Here is a 13,183-nt window from a genome sequence, read left to right as displayed (position 1 = left end):
CGGACTGACGTGTAGCGCGCTCAGCCATATTTGTTTGCCCGTGTTGTTATAGTATGCTGCTTGATAGTTAAACTGTCAGGCAAACGTATGCAAATAAACCGGGCTTTACCCGCGCTGGAATTTCCCTATCTGTGCCATGGCCGTTTTGTATTGCGGTTGCTGGTTATGGCGCAGGCTGTGTCGGTGGTGCTGGCATTTGCCCCCGGCATAACAGCAGATCCCTGGCTCAGGCTGGGGCTTATCAGTGTATTCGTGCATTGGGTGGCTTTACTTACCACCATCTGTTTTTGTCAGTTACGCCGCCAACTCAACCGCCTTAAGCCTGCTAGCATGCTGATTAGCTGCATTATGCTGTTTGAGGTAATAACTATCCTGGTCAGTGTTATTGCCCATTCCTGGCTGGCCAGCCAGAGCCTGCATATGTCGCAGAGTTTACCGGCATTTGTACTGGCAAATATGATGATTAGCCTGATTATTGCGGTTATTGCCATACAGTTTTTTATTATTCACACCGAGCGTAGCCAACAGGTCCGGGCGCAAAGCCGGGCTGAGTTAAGCGCATTACAGGCCCGTATAGAACCGCACTTTTTGTTTAACAGCCTGAACACTGTAGCAGAGCTTACCCAGGTTGATCCCAACGCAGCAGAGCAGGCGCTGCTCAACTTATCGGCGTTGTTCAGGGCCGCATTAAATGCCGGCCAGACCGTGTCTCTTGCTGAAGAATTAAGGTTGTCTGAGCAATATTTGTCGCTGGAACAATGGCGTTTAGGCCAACGCATGACAGTACAGTGGGATTTACCTGAGTATATTCCGGAACTTAGCCTGCCAGCGCTGACTATTCAGCCGCTGCTGGAAAATGCAGTACGCCACGGCGTGGAAAACTGTGCTGACACAGCCAGGCTGCACCTGACGCTGATAGAAAGCCGCCACGCAGTCAGTATTGTCATTACTAATCCGCTGGGGCAACAGGGTGGCAAAAAAGCCGGTAATGGTATGGCGCTGGACAATATTCGCCAGCGCTTGCAATTGCATTATGGCAGCGCTGCGCAGTTACACAGTGCAACCAGCGAGGGGCAGTTCAGGGTAAAGCTGGTATTACCGAAGGATAGCAGCTGATGAAAGTGCTTATTGTTGATGATGAGCCGCTGGCCCGCGCCAGATTACAGCGTTTACTGGCACAACAGGCCGGATATCAGTGTGTTGGCGAAGCCGGAAATGCCGCGCAGGCAATGCAGCTTATTCATAGTTTACAGCCTGACTTGCTGTTATTGGATATTGCTATGCCGGGCTCTGATGGTATTTCGCTGGCTACAGATATTCTGGCACTGGCAACACCGCCGGCGGTTATTTTTGTCACTGCCCATCCGCAGCACGCGCTGGATGCATATCAGGCCAGTCCGGCAGACTATCTGTTAAAGCCGGTAGCGCCAGAGCGGCTGGCGCAAGCGTTGCAACGTTTAGGCACTCAGACCCGGGCTCATCTGGAACGGAAAAGCGCCGAGCCTAAATTAAGTTACATACAGGCTGGGATAAAACGCCAGATAGAGCTCAAAGATGTGCTGTATTTTAGCGCTGAGGATAAATATGTGCGGATGGTATTTAGCAAGGGTGAAGCGATAATTGAGCAGAGCCTGGTGCAATTGCAGCAATTGTATCCTGATAACCTGTTGCGAATTCATCGCAGCACCGTGATCAATAAAGCCCATTTTCAGCGTTTAATCAGCACTAACGGCAAGCATTGGGTTGTGCTGGTGGGGCGCAACGAGAAGCTGGAAGTCAGCAGGCGCGAAGTGGCTAATATCCGTAGCAATATGTCTTAATTATCAGCTTGCCGTTGGTCTGGCAATGGCACCGCCTGTCATGAAAATCATGCCTGTTGTTTTATTGATAGCGTAAAGTCTGTAAATGAAAATGTGTCTTGTATTTCGCAGAGACTTTAGCCTGATGATAACTGCTGAAAGAAAAAAACATCCCAATACTATTTGGCCGCTAAAGCTACAGTACGGCTTTACGCTGGTTGAGCTAATGGTGACTGTAGCAGTGCTGGCCATTGTGATGGCTGTAGCGGTGCCTTCTTTTACCAACCTGATAAACAGCAACCGTTTAACCGCGCAGGCTAATGAAATGCTGGCAGCGCTTATTCTGGCACGTACCGAGGCAATAAAGCGAAATGAAAGCATAGTGTTTTGCCATAGCACAGACGGAGAGCGCTGCTCTGTGCCACCCGCAGCGGGCTGGCAAGGCTGGCTGGTGCGCGGAACTACAGATGTTACTGCCATAGCAACCGGAATTATTCATTCAGCTCGCTTTGCTGTGTTATCCAGCAGCAATGTAGCCAATGCGACAATAGACGGTGTCGGGCATTCTGTGCGTTTCAGCCCGCAGGGATTGCTTAGAAGCGGTAATGGTAATAATCCGTTAAATGGAGTTTTACGCATTTGCTTACCCGATATGCCGATATCTCAAAATAGCCGGGATCTTGAGCTGCGCTCCGGTGGGCGTACCAGGGTTGTCAGCATCAGTGCAGGGCAGAATTGTCCTGTACCGGCAAATCCGGCATAGGGGCAATAATATGAATAATGGCGTTCACACTTTTACTAAGCAACATGGGGTGTCTTTGTTGGAGGTATTGGTATCGGTACTGGTATTAGGTATTGGTTTATTAGGTGTTGCGGCTCTACAAACATCAAGTATGCGCCACACTAACAGTTCGCTGGAAAAAACCATGGCGGTAATACTGACAGACACCTTAGCTGAGTTATTAAGAGCAAACCCGCAAGCAGCCAGGCTGGGCAATTATGCTTTTAGTGATTGTACCGGTAGTGATGTATTAGGGACTGCCGCCTGGGTTCAGGATGTGAAACAGGCAACCCGTGCAGATGCCTGCCCTGTTGTCAGTTGGGAAGGTGACAGATATACCGTCACTATTACCTGGGGTGACGAGCGCTTAAATACTGAAAATACCATTGTTACTCAGGTGATGCCATGAATATGCGTATCCGGGGATTTTCACTCGTTGAACTGATGAGCGCTATGGTACTTGGCCTGTTGGTATTAGGCGGTGCTATAGGGATATTTATAGCTAACCAGACCACCAGCAGAGCTAATGCGGCCTTAAGTGATATGCAAAGCATTGCCCGGCTCAGTTTTCAGTTGATGTCGCATGATATCCGCAATGCGGGTTTTTCCGGCTGCAATAACAGTATGCGGATATCAAATGTTATAGCTATAGCAGGTGTGCGGCCAGCATGGGCAGATTGGACGACCGGTTCAGGTATTCAGGGGTTTGCGGCACCTGTTGGTGTAATTAACGGGCTGCAACCTGCTAACGGCACTCAGGCTTTAAGGCTGATGTTTGGCTCCGGCGCCAACAACTCTATCAGTAATTACAATGGCTCAGTTATCAGTTTAAACACTAATCCGGTGTTGGTAGCCGGAGAAGTTGCCATTGCTTGTGATGAAAGCCTGGCAAGTATTTTTCAGGTTAATGAAGCTGGCGCAACGTCAGTTACCCATGCTGCAGCAGGTTTAAACTGTGATGCAAATCTTGGCTTTATGGGGCAGGATGATTGGGCATGTGGGCTCAGCCCGGCGCGGGGGTTCAGTAATAACGCTATGTTAATGCGGTTTGAATCTGTTGCCTGGTTTGTTGCCCCCAGCCGGGATGATGCTGGCGTGATGTCTTTGTACAGAGCATCGTTAGTAGGCGACGCTCAGGTTAATGAAGAGGTGTTATACGGCGTTGCCGATTTGCAGTTTGCTTACCTTAATGGCGATACCGGGGTATTCCAACAGGCTGCCGCTGTAACCGCTGCAGGGCAGTGGGGGCGCATAACTGCAGTAAATGTTAGTGTCACACTGGATGATGCGGTATTGCAGGGGCAAAACGTGCCTGACAATGTCAGAACGATCACCTTTTTGGTGTCATTACGTAACAGGCTGGGGTGATTATGCAAAGTAGCTTATATAAGCAGCAAGGCGTTGCTCTGGTTGTCAGCTTATTACTTTTGCTGGCTATTACACTGTTAGCTGTAAGCAATATGAAGCGTACTACAGTGCAGGAGCAAATGACGGGTAACCTGCATGACAGACAGTTAGCGCTGCAGCAGGCAGAAGCTGCCTTGCTGGTGGCAGAGCGTTTACTGGCCGCGGCGCCTTTACCCGGCGGTCCTGTTGCGCTGATTAACAACGCCGGCGTTTATGATATTCCTGATCCATTATTACCGGATCGCTGGGCTGCCGGCCAGGTCGTTACCTGGGTGCAGGCTCCTGCGATGAATGACGGTATGGCGAATCCTGCTAATTATATTATTGAGTATATGGGCGACTGGATTTTCCCTCCTGAATGCGACCGGGCAACAACCCCTCCTGCCGGCTGCCTGGAACCGACTTTTCGCATCACAGCCAGAGTGCCCGCAACACCGGGGCGGGCAGAGGTAACCTTACAGACCATTTGGCGTCGCTGAGGAAGCATTCATGAATATGTTCAGATTTAACCCGTCGTTCAGGTTTGCTTTTGTTGCAGGTCTGCTGCTTGGTGCAACAACGGCGCACGCTGCTATTGAGATATCTAACACACCGCTGCAAACAGGCAGTGCAGTGCCTCCCAATATTATGTTTATTATTGACGATTCAGGCTCAATGCACTTTGAGCTGTTACCTGATGAAATCATGTTTTCGGATAAACGTTATATTTTTCCGCGGGCTAACGGAGTTTATGGCTCAAATGATTACAATAACTATGTTCCTACGGTAGAAGACGGTGAAGCTTATAACGCATTTACCCGGTCAGCGCAGAATAATAAAAGCTACTACGATCCGGCAGTAACTTATAAACCCTGGGTCAGAGCGGATGGTACCAGTTTCCCTAATGCGGCACCGGCCTGTGCCTGGCACAACCCTATGCTAACCGGTGCCTGCCCTTCGGCAGATACCGTCAACTCAGTTGCCCGGGATTTAACCCGCAACAATGGCCGTTACAACAGCAACCGCTGGTATAAATGTAACTCCAGCGGTAGTTGTAGCTATGACACCAATAACCGTAGCTTCTGGCCTGCAACCTATTTTTATCTTAACAGCGGCAGTGCCTGGCAATGGAACAACTATACAAAAGTTGAAATCAGAAGTACTACCGCTTCTTACAGCGGCCATGGCCGTGATAAACGCACAGATTGCCCTGCAGGTATATGTAGTTATACCCAGGAGATGCAGAATTTTGCTAACTGGTACACCTATCACCGCTCGCGTATTTTAACCAGCCGGGCAGGTATTGGCCGTGCTTTTGTTGGCCAATCTGAAAAAATGCGGGTGGGGTTTGGTGCATTAAACAAAAGCAGCTCATCTGTGGATGGTGTTAACACCGCAGTGATTGTCAGGGGCGTGCGTGATTTTAAAGACTCGGCCAAAAACAATTTTTATTCGGATCTTTATACCAGGGATATACCGGCGGCAGGTACGCCGCTACTTACCGCGCTTGATGCTGCAGGGCGTTATTTTTCCCGCACCGATAGCCGCGGCCCCTGGGGCATTAACCCCGGCAGCGGCACTGAACAATCAATAGACCATATATCGTGCCGGCAGAGTTTCACTATTTTAATGACAGATGGATATTGGTCTGATGGTGATACCGCTTCAGATGTTGGCAATCAGGACGGTTCTGCAGGCAATACCATACTGAGGCCTGCAGGAGATACCGGAGCCAGTTACCGCTACACTGCAGTGGCACCTTTTACTGACGGCCACAGCACCACTTTGGCCGACGTAGCCATGAAGTACTGGAAGAATGACTTACGTACTGATCTAGATAACCGCGTGCCCACCAGTACTATCAATCCGGCTTTTTGGCAGCATATGGTGACTTTTGGTATTGGTTTGGGCGTAATTGGTAATGAAGATCCGGTAACCGCTTTTGCGGCGATCAATAATAATGCCAGTATCAGCTGGGCAAGCCCTTTTGCCGGCACTGAAGCCGAGAAAAATAGCGCCAAGATTGATGATTTGTTACATGCTTCTGTAAATAGCCGTGGTGGATTTTTTACCGCAGATAAACCAGATGATTTTGCTACTCAGCTGGAGCGTACACTAAATGCCATTATTGAACGGGTTGCGTCAGCCTCAAATCTGGCCGGTACTACAACATCATTACAGGCAGATAATTTTGTTTATCAGGGCAGCTTTAACTCAGGTGAATGGAGCGGTTCGCTTAAATCTTTTAATATCAATGATGTAAATACGCCAGTGTGGGAGTCAAATTTCCCGGCCTGGGATGCCCGCAATATTTTATTTGGTAAAAATAATGGTACCGCAGCTGCTTTTACTGCAGAAAATGTCACTGCTGATGGTAATGCGCTAAGTGGTAAAACAAATTTGGTGAATTACCTGCGGGGCAATCAGGAATTAGAGGTTGGTACAAATGCACAGTTTCGCCGCAGGGTATCTTTGCTGGGCGATATTGCTAATTCTTCACCGGCGTATGTCGGTGTGCCGGTAAATCGTAACTATCAGCGTTATAACTGGGATGGCGCAAGTAGCTACAGAGCTTTCCTTATTGCCAATAACAACAGGACACCGGTTGTTTATGTTGGTGCTAACGACGGTATGTTGCATGCTTTTAATGGTAATAACGGCACTGAAATTATGGCTTATGTGCCAAGGCAAATGCTGACTGAAAGTGCAGACTTAGCTGCTTTTGCCAGTATAGATTATCAGCATAAGTACTATGTTGATGGCTCATCAGTAGTATTTGATGCTTACATTAATGGTAGCTGGCGCTCAATTTTGCTGGGCTCTCTTGGTCGTGGCGGAGACAGCTTATTTGCAATTGATGTGTCCAGCCCGCAGGCTTTGGTAAGTGATAAAGTACTATGGGATAAACGCTATCCTGAGTTAGGTATTACCACTAACAAGCCCGTTATTGCCCGGCTTAATAACGGCAAATGGGCAGCAATAGCCGGTTACGGTTATAACAACAGCAGTAATAAAGCCGGCTTGCTGGTTATTGATCTTGAAAACGGTAATGTGCTTAAACAGCTTGAAGCAAACAGTGGTGTGCCCAATGGTCTTGGGCAGGTTGAAGGTTGGGACCAAAACGGTGATGGGAATATGGACTGGTTCTTTGCCGGTGATATTCTCGGCAATATATGGAAATTCGATTTATCTTCAGATAACCCGGCTATGTGGAATGTAGCATACAACGGCGCCCCCTTGTTTACGGCCGTAGATCATAACGGCAACCCACAGCCGGTTACCGGTGGGGTATCGTTATCTTCAGAGCCTACAACAGGCTATTTATGGATATTTTTTGGTACCGGTAAAATGCTGGCCGGCGAAGATCCGTTACGCAGTGATGCAAACACCTGGTACGGTATCCGTGACGGTAGAGTGATCAATAACCGCTCTGAGTTGAAGCAGCGCGACATTATTGCGCAGCAGGATAACGCACGTGTGGTAGAACCCGGCGAGCCACATGATATGGCCGGAACACGGGGCTGGTATATTGACCTGAGTGACGCACGGGAGCGTATTGTCAACAGGCCGCAAGTTGTAGGTAACAGCTTGATTGTAAATACAATAGCGCCTGGTGATAATGATTGTAACCCACAGGGCAGTGGCTGGGTTATGGCGGTAAGCCCTTACACCGGTAGCAGGCTTAACTATATGTTTTTTGACCGTAATGGTGATGGCGACATTGACGGTGACGATGGATTGAGTGTTAACGGTGTTAATACACCTGTGTCAGGCATGCGGTTTGATGGTATGCCCAGCGAGCCTGTTGTGTTTGATAACAACGATGGCACCGCCAGCCTGATAACGGGTTTGGCTGATACCCGGATTGCGGATGTTAATGTAGCTCCCGGCTTTTTACAGGGCAGGGTTTCCTGGCGTGAGCTGACAAACCAGTGAGCAAATATATGAATATAAAACGCAAGCAAAAAGGTGTCACCCTGATTGAGTTAATGGTTGTTGTGGCTATTGTTGGTATTCTTGCTGCCATTGCCTACCCTTCCTATCAGGGCTATGTACAGCGTTCAAACAGAGCCGCAGCTGTAGCTTGCCTGACAGAACTCTCTCAGTTTATGGAACGCAGTTACACGGCATCTTTCAGCTATGAGGGCATTGATATGCCGGTTTTGCAGTGCATAAACGATATTGACGCGCGATATACTTTTTCTGTGTCAGATCAGGCTGCCAGAACATATACTTTGAATGCCACACCAATTGGCAGCCAGGCTACAGATGAATGTGGTGTACTTATACTCAATCAAGCTGGCCGCAAGGGCGCTAATGGTGGTTTTGATATAGCAGATGTAAGGCAATGCTGGTAATTTAGAATTAAATTTGATCTTTTGAAATAATGTTGTAACTTTAAGGTTAAGTTTATTGGCCTTGGGCATATGGATATGCGGTTACAACATGGATTCAGTCTGGTTGAAGTATTAATTACACTGCTGGTTTTAAAGGTTGGCTTGTTAGGTATACTGGCAGCGCAAACAGTAGCATTGCGTCAGGTGCAGGATGCCACTCAGCGTACCCAGGCTGTGGCGCTGAGTTATGCTTTACTCAGTGAGTTAAGAGCTAACCAGAGTTTGCGTACCACTGTTGGCCAGCGAGTTACCCAATATACAGAGTTGCCTGCAGTTACTGTGTGCAGCCCTCCGGCAACATGCTCAGCAGAGCAGTTGGCAGATGCCCAGTTGCATCACTTGTTTTCTTCGTTCCAGTCACAACATGTTAGCCGTTTTTATGAGCCTGAATTTTGTCTGCAGTCACTGGGGGCAGCTGTAAGGCTGGATATTAGCTGGCAGCAACGGGCATATTCTGCTGAGGCAAGCGGTCAGCCTTGCACCGGCGGCAATGGCAGAAGTGGCTTTACTGTGCAAAGCCGCTGGAGGTAACTGTGCGCCGCACTGCAGGTTTTACCTTAACGGAATTGCTTATTGCTATGATGCTGGCACTGTTTTTACTCAGCATGGTGTTAATCGCTTTTAGCAGCTTAAGCCGCTCTGCCAGGCAGGCACAGCAATTAGCAGAATTACAGCAGAATGCACAACTGGTAATGAGTCTGTTTCAGAATGAACTCACCAATACCGGTTTTTGGGGCGGCAGGGCCGACCCCATGCTGGCCGTCACCCTACCCATGCCGGCTTCTCCGGTGCCGGACTGCGTTGACGATACGCTGGACAGCGGCAGCTTTCCTCAGGCCGGGCGCAACTTTGTCACGGTATATGCCAGTCGCGCTGGCGCCGGGACTCAACTGAATTGTATTACCCAAAGCATAGCTGATAGTGAGCTGTTGCAGGTAAAGCGGTTGGTTGGCCAACTGACCATGCCAGCAGAAATGCGACAAAACCGGTTCTATCTGGAGACAGACTGGCAACACAGCCGTTTTGTTGACAGCAGCAGCCCGGCGCTTAGCGCCGCCTATGATTATTTTCCTTATCAACATCTGGTGTTTTATCTGCAGTCACAACGTGTAGACGGCAATAACGTGCCTGTGTTGATGCGCAAGCGCCTGGCCAGAAATCAGGCGGGCATCGCAACGATCAGTACCGATTCAGTACTTGATGGTGTAGAGCGTATGCATTTTGAATTCGGTGTCGACACCAGCCTTAATGGTCAGCTGAATTATTTTTTACCAACCCAGCAGATGGCGGCAAATTTCTGGTGGCAGAAAAGCAGCCGTATTATCAGTATCCGCTATTATGTACTGCTGCGTGCCCGCCAGCCTGATCCCGGTTATATCAATAATCAGCACTACGATATGGGCGCTTCGGAGTTTATTGCGCCAGGTGATCACTACCGCAGGTTATTGGTTAGCAGCAGTATCTTTTTCCAGAATGCAACACTGCAGGAGGGATCATGACGGTACACAGGGGCATGGTGCTTATTATGGCGATGGTGTTTTTACTGGTGATGAGCTTGCTGATCTCAGCCATGCTGCTGGTTAGCCAACTGAGCCATAAAACAGCTTATGCCGGACAGCAGCAGTTACAAACTACACAAGAGGCTTTGGCACAGCATAGTGCAGCGTTAAATACACTGAGTGAAGCAGCTGTCGCCAGCAAACGCACCATGACAACTTGTCCGGCTAGCTATGCTGCCTGGTCCGGTGGGGCAATACAATGTGAAATCGTGCAGGTTGATACTGCAGCTTATTCAGACAGCAAGCTTTTTTATGCCGGTTACAGCAGCCTGGTATTGAAAACAACGCTGATACAGGAGCCAGACTAAAATGCTAAAGCACTGGCTTATCTGTATTATGTTGTCTGGTGTCAGCACCGGCGGCTACAGCTGTGATCTAAACGATCCAACTGCTGTTGCCGCAATGTTACCGTCATTGTCAGATGATGGCCCAGCAAGAAAAATCAGCCTGAGTAATAATGTTCAGTTGGATATACCAGATGCTGAAGGTGTGCTGAAGATGCACAGTGCTGATAGTTCAGTGCTGCTGGATCAACTGACAAACTGGCCAACTGAAACCGGCCACATCAGCAGTATTAAAGCGCAGCCGGTAGTACTGGACCAAAATTATGATGGTATAGCCGACGCAGTTTATGCCATTGATACCAGCGGCCGTTTATGGTTTATCCCATTGACCCGCCGTGGTTTTGCCAGGCCTGAACTGGTGGCTGATTTCAGCACTATGGCGGCGGAGTTTCGCCAGCCGTTACAACTTGTGCATACTTTAGCACCTGTTGGTAGCGGCCAGTTACAGCGTCAGACAATGTTGCTGATTATTGCCAGTATGGCGGAGGGAGGCGACACCTTACTGGTTGTCAGGCATTTGCAGCAGCGAGCTGTGGTACAACTAAGTGAGCTGACCGACAGAACTTATCTGAGCCATGCTGAGACAGCCGCAGGTATTGCCGAGCAACTGTGGCAGCAGATACAGTTGGGTGCAGGCTGGTATGTTCAGATGCATAAACGTATTACCGCAGTGCCGCAGGTTTATGCCGGGGTAGTGTACCTGATCTCGGCTGAGGTAGCAGCTGTCCAGCCAGACTGCAGCCTGGCAGAACATACCGAACTACAAATTCATGCATTACATTTGCATCATGCCGGGGCTGTGTACGTCAGAAGGCACTGGCAGATGACAGCGTTAGAGCGGGGCCAACTGGTATTACAGAAAAACCTGCACGGCGAACTTGAGTTAAGTTTGCAAAATGACCAACAACAGCACAGAGTGCGCGCTGACTTACTGGCCATTACGCCTGATTGTGCCAATTGTGTTACAGCATTGACTGCTGATCAGTTCCCCCGGATCAGTACGCTGGCAACTTTTCAGACAGAGCAGGGGGGGCACTAAATGCAAACTGGTAAATCAGGTTTTAGTTTGATCGAGTTACTAATAGCAGTGGTTATAGTGGGTATTCTGGCAGCAATATGTTACCCGTCTTATCAGCAGTACGTGCTACGCAGTTATCGCGCCGACGCAATATCACAGCTGTTGCAACTGGCAAATGCACAAGAGCAGCATTTTGCCGACTACGGTGTGTATTCGGCAGATTTAGTAATGCTGGGAGCTAAGGTATCAGAGCGTTATCAGTTTAAAATTAACCTCTTTGCAGCGCAGCAGGAATTTGAGCTGACAGCACAGGTGCAGGGGCCGCAACAGGCCGACAGCGAATGCCCGCTGTTTACGTTGAATAACCTTGGGCAGCGTAACGGCCAGGATCCGCAAACACAGTCTTGCTGGAATTAATCAGGCCGGGCAAGGAGCTGCAACTTCAGTTAAGCGGTTACGGCCAGCCTGGTTTATGGTAAGCCGGTAATGCCACTGATAGCTTTGTTGCGGGCAATAGTAAAAAGTACCGTTTTCAAAACCATTTAAACTACCATCCCGGCGGAATGTTATGGCTTCGCGGTTATAGATCAGTTTATGCCGCGGATAAATTGCCGGTATTTCGCGCAATAAGGTGCGCTCGTTGGTATCAGGGTAAAGTAGAGACAACTGTACCGGTGCAGTTTGCCAGTTTGCTTCGCATTTTCCCCCGACAGCAGGACATAGTTGCACCGGCAGGTTACTGCTGGTAGCTGCAATCCGGGCAAAAGCCAGATGTTGGCTAAACTGTCGCACATAAGCATTAGCACGCTGGCGATCGATAAATTCAGCCATTGCCGGTACCGCGACAGTGGCAAAAATGATCAGAATAGCCAGCGTAATCATCAGCTCTGGTAAGCTAAAGCCTCTGCTTGTTGTGCTTGGCATAGAACGCTCCTTGCAACTGTTGTCCTGCAAAAAGCGTAGCATTTATTGCTTTAATGTAAAATAATTGCTTCTAATCGTAGATGGTGGGTATCGGCTGACGCTTATGCTGTGTTTTCAGATAAATACCAATCAGCTTTTCACTTACATCAGCAGATACAGTTTTACCTTCAAGGAAATCATCAATTTGCTCGTAAGTTAAGCCCAGCGCTGCTTCATCAGCTTTTTGCGGGGCCAGACATTCCAAATCGGCAGTGGGTGTTTTGCGTACCAGCACATCTGGTGCTCCCAATGTCTTACCCAATAAACGCACCTGGCGTTTGCTTAAACCAAACAACGGCGCTAAGTCGCAGGCACCATCGCCCCATTTGGTATAAAAACCGGTAATGTTCTCAGCTGAATGATCAGTACCCAGCACTAAGCCTCCCAGCAGGGCGGCGATATGATACTGGATAACCATACGGGTACGGGCCTTTACATTACCTCTGGCAAAATCGGCCTGAGCCTCACTGGCAGTAGCCAGACCATCAGCCGCCATTGCACTGAAGGTGGCCTGATGAATGGCATCAGCGCCGGGTTGCACATTTACTGATAACGCTTTGCTTGGCTGAATAAAATCAACTGCCATCTGGGCTTCAGCTTCATCTTTTTGGGTAGCGTATGGCAGGCGCACAGCAATAAACTGATAACCATTACCGGTTTCGTTCAGTTCATCTACAGCCAATTGGGCTAAACGGCCACAGGTTGTAGAGTCGATACCACCGCTGATGCCCAGCACCAAAGTTTTCATGCCAGAAGCGCTAAGACGTTGCTTAATAAAATTGACCCGGCGGCGGATCTCAAACTCCGCATCTATCTGCGGTAACACCCGCATTTCGGCAATAATTTGTGCTGCATTCATACTGTTTAGGCCTCTGCTGGAAATACCTGCCTATCTTATCGTGTTTTACCCTTAGCAGATCAAGTGATTCTTATTGA

15 protein-coding genes are annotated in these 13,183 nt (G+C 48.9%); 13 read left to right on the top strand and 2 right to left on the bottom strand.

From position 1 onward, the window contains the following. The first annotated feature begins 87 nt into the window (after nucleotides 1-87). From J3B89_RS01770 to J3B89_RS01710, 13 genes are all read left to right on the top strand, one after another. Nucleotides 88-1,116: a sensor histidine kinase gene (locus J3B89_RS01770; RefSeq protein WP_215395796.1), complete on the top strand. Its 1,029-nt coding sequence runs from the start codon at nucleotides 88-90 to the stop codon at nucleotides 1,114-1,116. Next, entirely contained in the window at nucleotides 1,116-1,820 is a 705-nt protein-coding gene (locus tag J3B89_RS01765) for a LytR/AlgR family response regulator transcription factor (RefSeq protein WP_215395795.1), read from the top strand. The genes J3B89_RS01770 and J3B89_RS01765 overlap by 1 nt, the downstream gene beginning before the upstream one ends. Before the next feature lie 85 nt (nucleotides 1,821-1,905). Further along, complete coding sequence (locus J3B89_RS01760) at nucleotides 1,906-2,562, top strand: GspH/FimT family pseudopilin (RefSeq protein ID WP_215395794.1); 657 nt, start codon at nucleotides 1,906-1,908, stop codon at nucleotides 2,560-2,562. A gap of 10 nt (nucleotides 2,563-2,572) precedes the next feature. After that, the gene (gene pilV / locus J3B89_RS01755; protein WP_215395793.1) at nucleotides 2,573-2,989 is read left to right on the top strand and encodes a type IV pilus modification protein PilV; all 417 of its coding nucleotides are present in this window, start codon (nucleotides 2,573-2,575) and stop codon (nucleotides 2,987-2,989) included. After that, complete coding sequence (locus J3B89_RS01750; protein WP_215395792.1) at nucleotides 2,986-3,948, top strand: PilW family protein; 963 nt, start codon at nucleotides 2,986-2,988, stop codon at nucleotides 3,946-3,948. Before pilV (J3B89_RS01755) ends, J3B89_RS01750 begins: the two co-directional genes overlap by 4 nt. A gap of 2 nt (nucleotides 3,949-3,950) precedes the next feature. Further along, entirely contained in the window at nucleotides 3,951-4,466 is a 516-nt protein-coding gene (locus J3B89_RS01745) for a pilus assembly PilX family protein (RefSeq protein WP_215395791.1), read from the top strand. A gap of 10 nt (nucleotides 4,467-4,476) precedes the next feature. Further along, on the top strand, nucleotides 4,477-7,902 hold the full coding sequence (locus tag J3B89_RS01740; RefSeq protein WP_251372160.1) for a pilus assembly protein: 3,426 nt from the start codon (nucleotides 4,477-4,479) through the stop codon (nucleotides 7,900-7,902). Between the two features lie 8 nt (nucleotides 7,903-7,910). Continuing rightward, complete coding sequence (locus J3B89_RS01735; protein ID WP_215395790.1) at nucleotides 7,911-8,324, top strand: type IV pilin protein; 414 nt, start codon at nucleotides 7,911-7,913, stop codon at nucleotides 8,322-8,324. Between the two features lie 75 nt (nucleotides 8,325-8,399). Further along, nucleotides 8,400-8,894, top strand: a complete 495-nt coding sequence (gene pilV / locus J3B89_RS01730) for a type IV pilus modification protein PilV (RefSeq protein ID WP_215395789.1) — start codon at nucleotides 8,400-8,402, stop codon at nucleotides 8,892-8,894. Nucleotides 8,895-8,896: 2 nt separating this feature from the next. After that, entirely contained in the window at nucleotides 8,897-9,862 is a 966-nt protein-coding gene (locus tag J3B89_RS01725; protein ID WP_215395788.1) for a PilW family protein, read from the top strand. Then, nucleotides 9,859-10,230, top strand: a complete 372-nt coding sequence (locus J3B89_RS01720) for a hypothetical protein (protein ID WP_215395787.1) — start codon at nucleotides 9,859-9,861, stop codon at nucleotides 10,228-10,230. The genes J3B89_RS01725 and J3B89_RS01720 overlap by 4 nt, the downstream gene beginning before the upstream one ends. Nucleotide 10,231: 1 nt before the next feature. Beyond that, entirely contained in the window at nucleotides 10,232-11,305 is a 1,074-nt protein-coding gene (locus tag J3B89_RS01715) for a hypothetical protein (protein WP_215395786.1), read from the top strand. Then, nucleotides 11,306-11,701 carry a type IV pilin protein gene (locus J3B89_RS01710; RefSeq protein ID WP_215395785.1) on the top strand — a complete coding sequence of 132 codons (396 nt, stop codon included), beginning with the start codon at nucleotides 11,306-11,308 and terminating at the stop codon, nucleotides 11,699-11,701. On the opposite strand, the gene J3B89_RS01705 is transcribed toward J3B89_RS01710, so the two are convergent. After that, the gene (locus J3B89_RS01705; RefSeq protein ID WP_251372158.1) at nucleotides 11,702-12,208 is read right to left on the bottom strand and encodes a GspH/FimT family pseudopilin; all 507 of its coding nucleotides are present in this window, start codon (nucleotides 12,206-12,208) and stop codon (nucleotides 11,702-11,704) included. A gap of 70 nt (nucleotides 12,209-12,278) precedes the next feature. After that, entirely contained in the window at nucleotides 12,279-13,106 is an 828-nt protein-coding gene (nadE, locus tag J3B89_RS01700) for an NAD(+) synthase (protein WP_215395783.1), read from the bottom strand. Nucleotides 13,107-13,183 lie beyond the last annotated feature (77 nt).

It is taken from the genome of Rheinheimera oceanensis (assembly GCF_018831085.1).
GTDB classification, from domain to species: domain Bacteria; phylum Pseudomonadota; class Gammaproteobacteria; order Enterobacterales; family Alteromonadaceae; genus Alishewanella; species Alishewanella oceanensis.
Note: the sequence above shows the minus strand (reverse complement) of the source record. Positions and strands in the feature narration are given on the sequence as shown.

Coding starts and splice junctions, on each gene's coding strand:
- J3B89_RS01710 (WP_215395785.1), top strand. CDS start 11,306: ATGCAAACTGGTAAATCAGGTTTTAGTTTGATCGAGTTACTAATAGCA.
- J3B89_RS01705 (WP_251372158.1), bottom strand. CDS start 12,208: ATGCCAAGCACAACAAGCAGAGGCTTTAGCTTACCAGAGCTGATGATT.
- nadE (WP_215395783.1), bottom strand. CDS start 13,106: ATGAATGCAGCACAAATTATTGCCGAAATGCGGGTGTTACCGCAGATA.
- J3B89_RS01740 (WP_251372160.1), top strand. CDS start 4,477: ATGAATATGTTCAGATTTAACCCGTCGTTCAGGTTTGCTTTTGTTGCA.
- J3B89_RS01715 (WP_215395786.1), top strand. CDS start 10,232: ATGCTAAAGCACTGGCTTATCTGTATTATGTTGTCTGGTGTCAGCACC.
- J3B89_RS01750 (WP_215395792.1), top strand. CDS start 2,986: ATGAATATGCGTATCCGGGGATTTTCACTCGTTGAACTGATGAGCGCT.
- J3B89_RS01720 (WP_215395787.1), top strand. CDS start 9,859: ATGACGGTACACAGGGGCATGGTGCTTATTATGGCGATGGTGTTTTTA.
- pilV (WP_215395793.1), top strand. CDS start 2,573: ATGAATAATGGCGTTCACACTTTTACTAAGCAACATGGGGTGTCTTTG.
- J3B89_RS01745 (WP_215395791.1), top strand. CDS start 3,951: ATGCAAAGTAGCTTATATAAGCAGCAAGGCGTTGCTCTGGTTGTCAGC.
- J3B89_RS01770 (WP_215395796.1), top strand. CDS start 88: ATGCAAATAAACCGGGCTTTACCCGCGCTGGAATTTCCCTATCTGTGC.
- J3B89_RS01765 (WP_215395795.1), top strand. CDS start 1,116: ATGAAAGTGCTTATTGTTGATGATGAGCCGCTGGCCCGCGCCAGATTA.
- J3B89_RS01760 (WP_215395794.1), top strand. CDS start 1,906: ATGAAAATGTGTCTTGTATTTCGCAGAGACTTTAGCCTGATGATAACT.
- pilV (WP_215395789.1), top strand. CDS start 8,400: ATGCGGTTACAACATGGATTCAGTCTGGTTGAAGTATTAATTACACTG.
- J3B89_RS01735 (WP_215395790.1), top strand. CDS start 7,911: ATGAATATAAAACGCAAGCAAAAAGGTGTCACCCTGATTGAGTTAATG.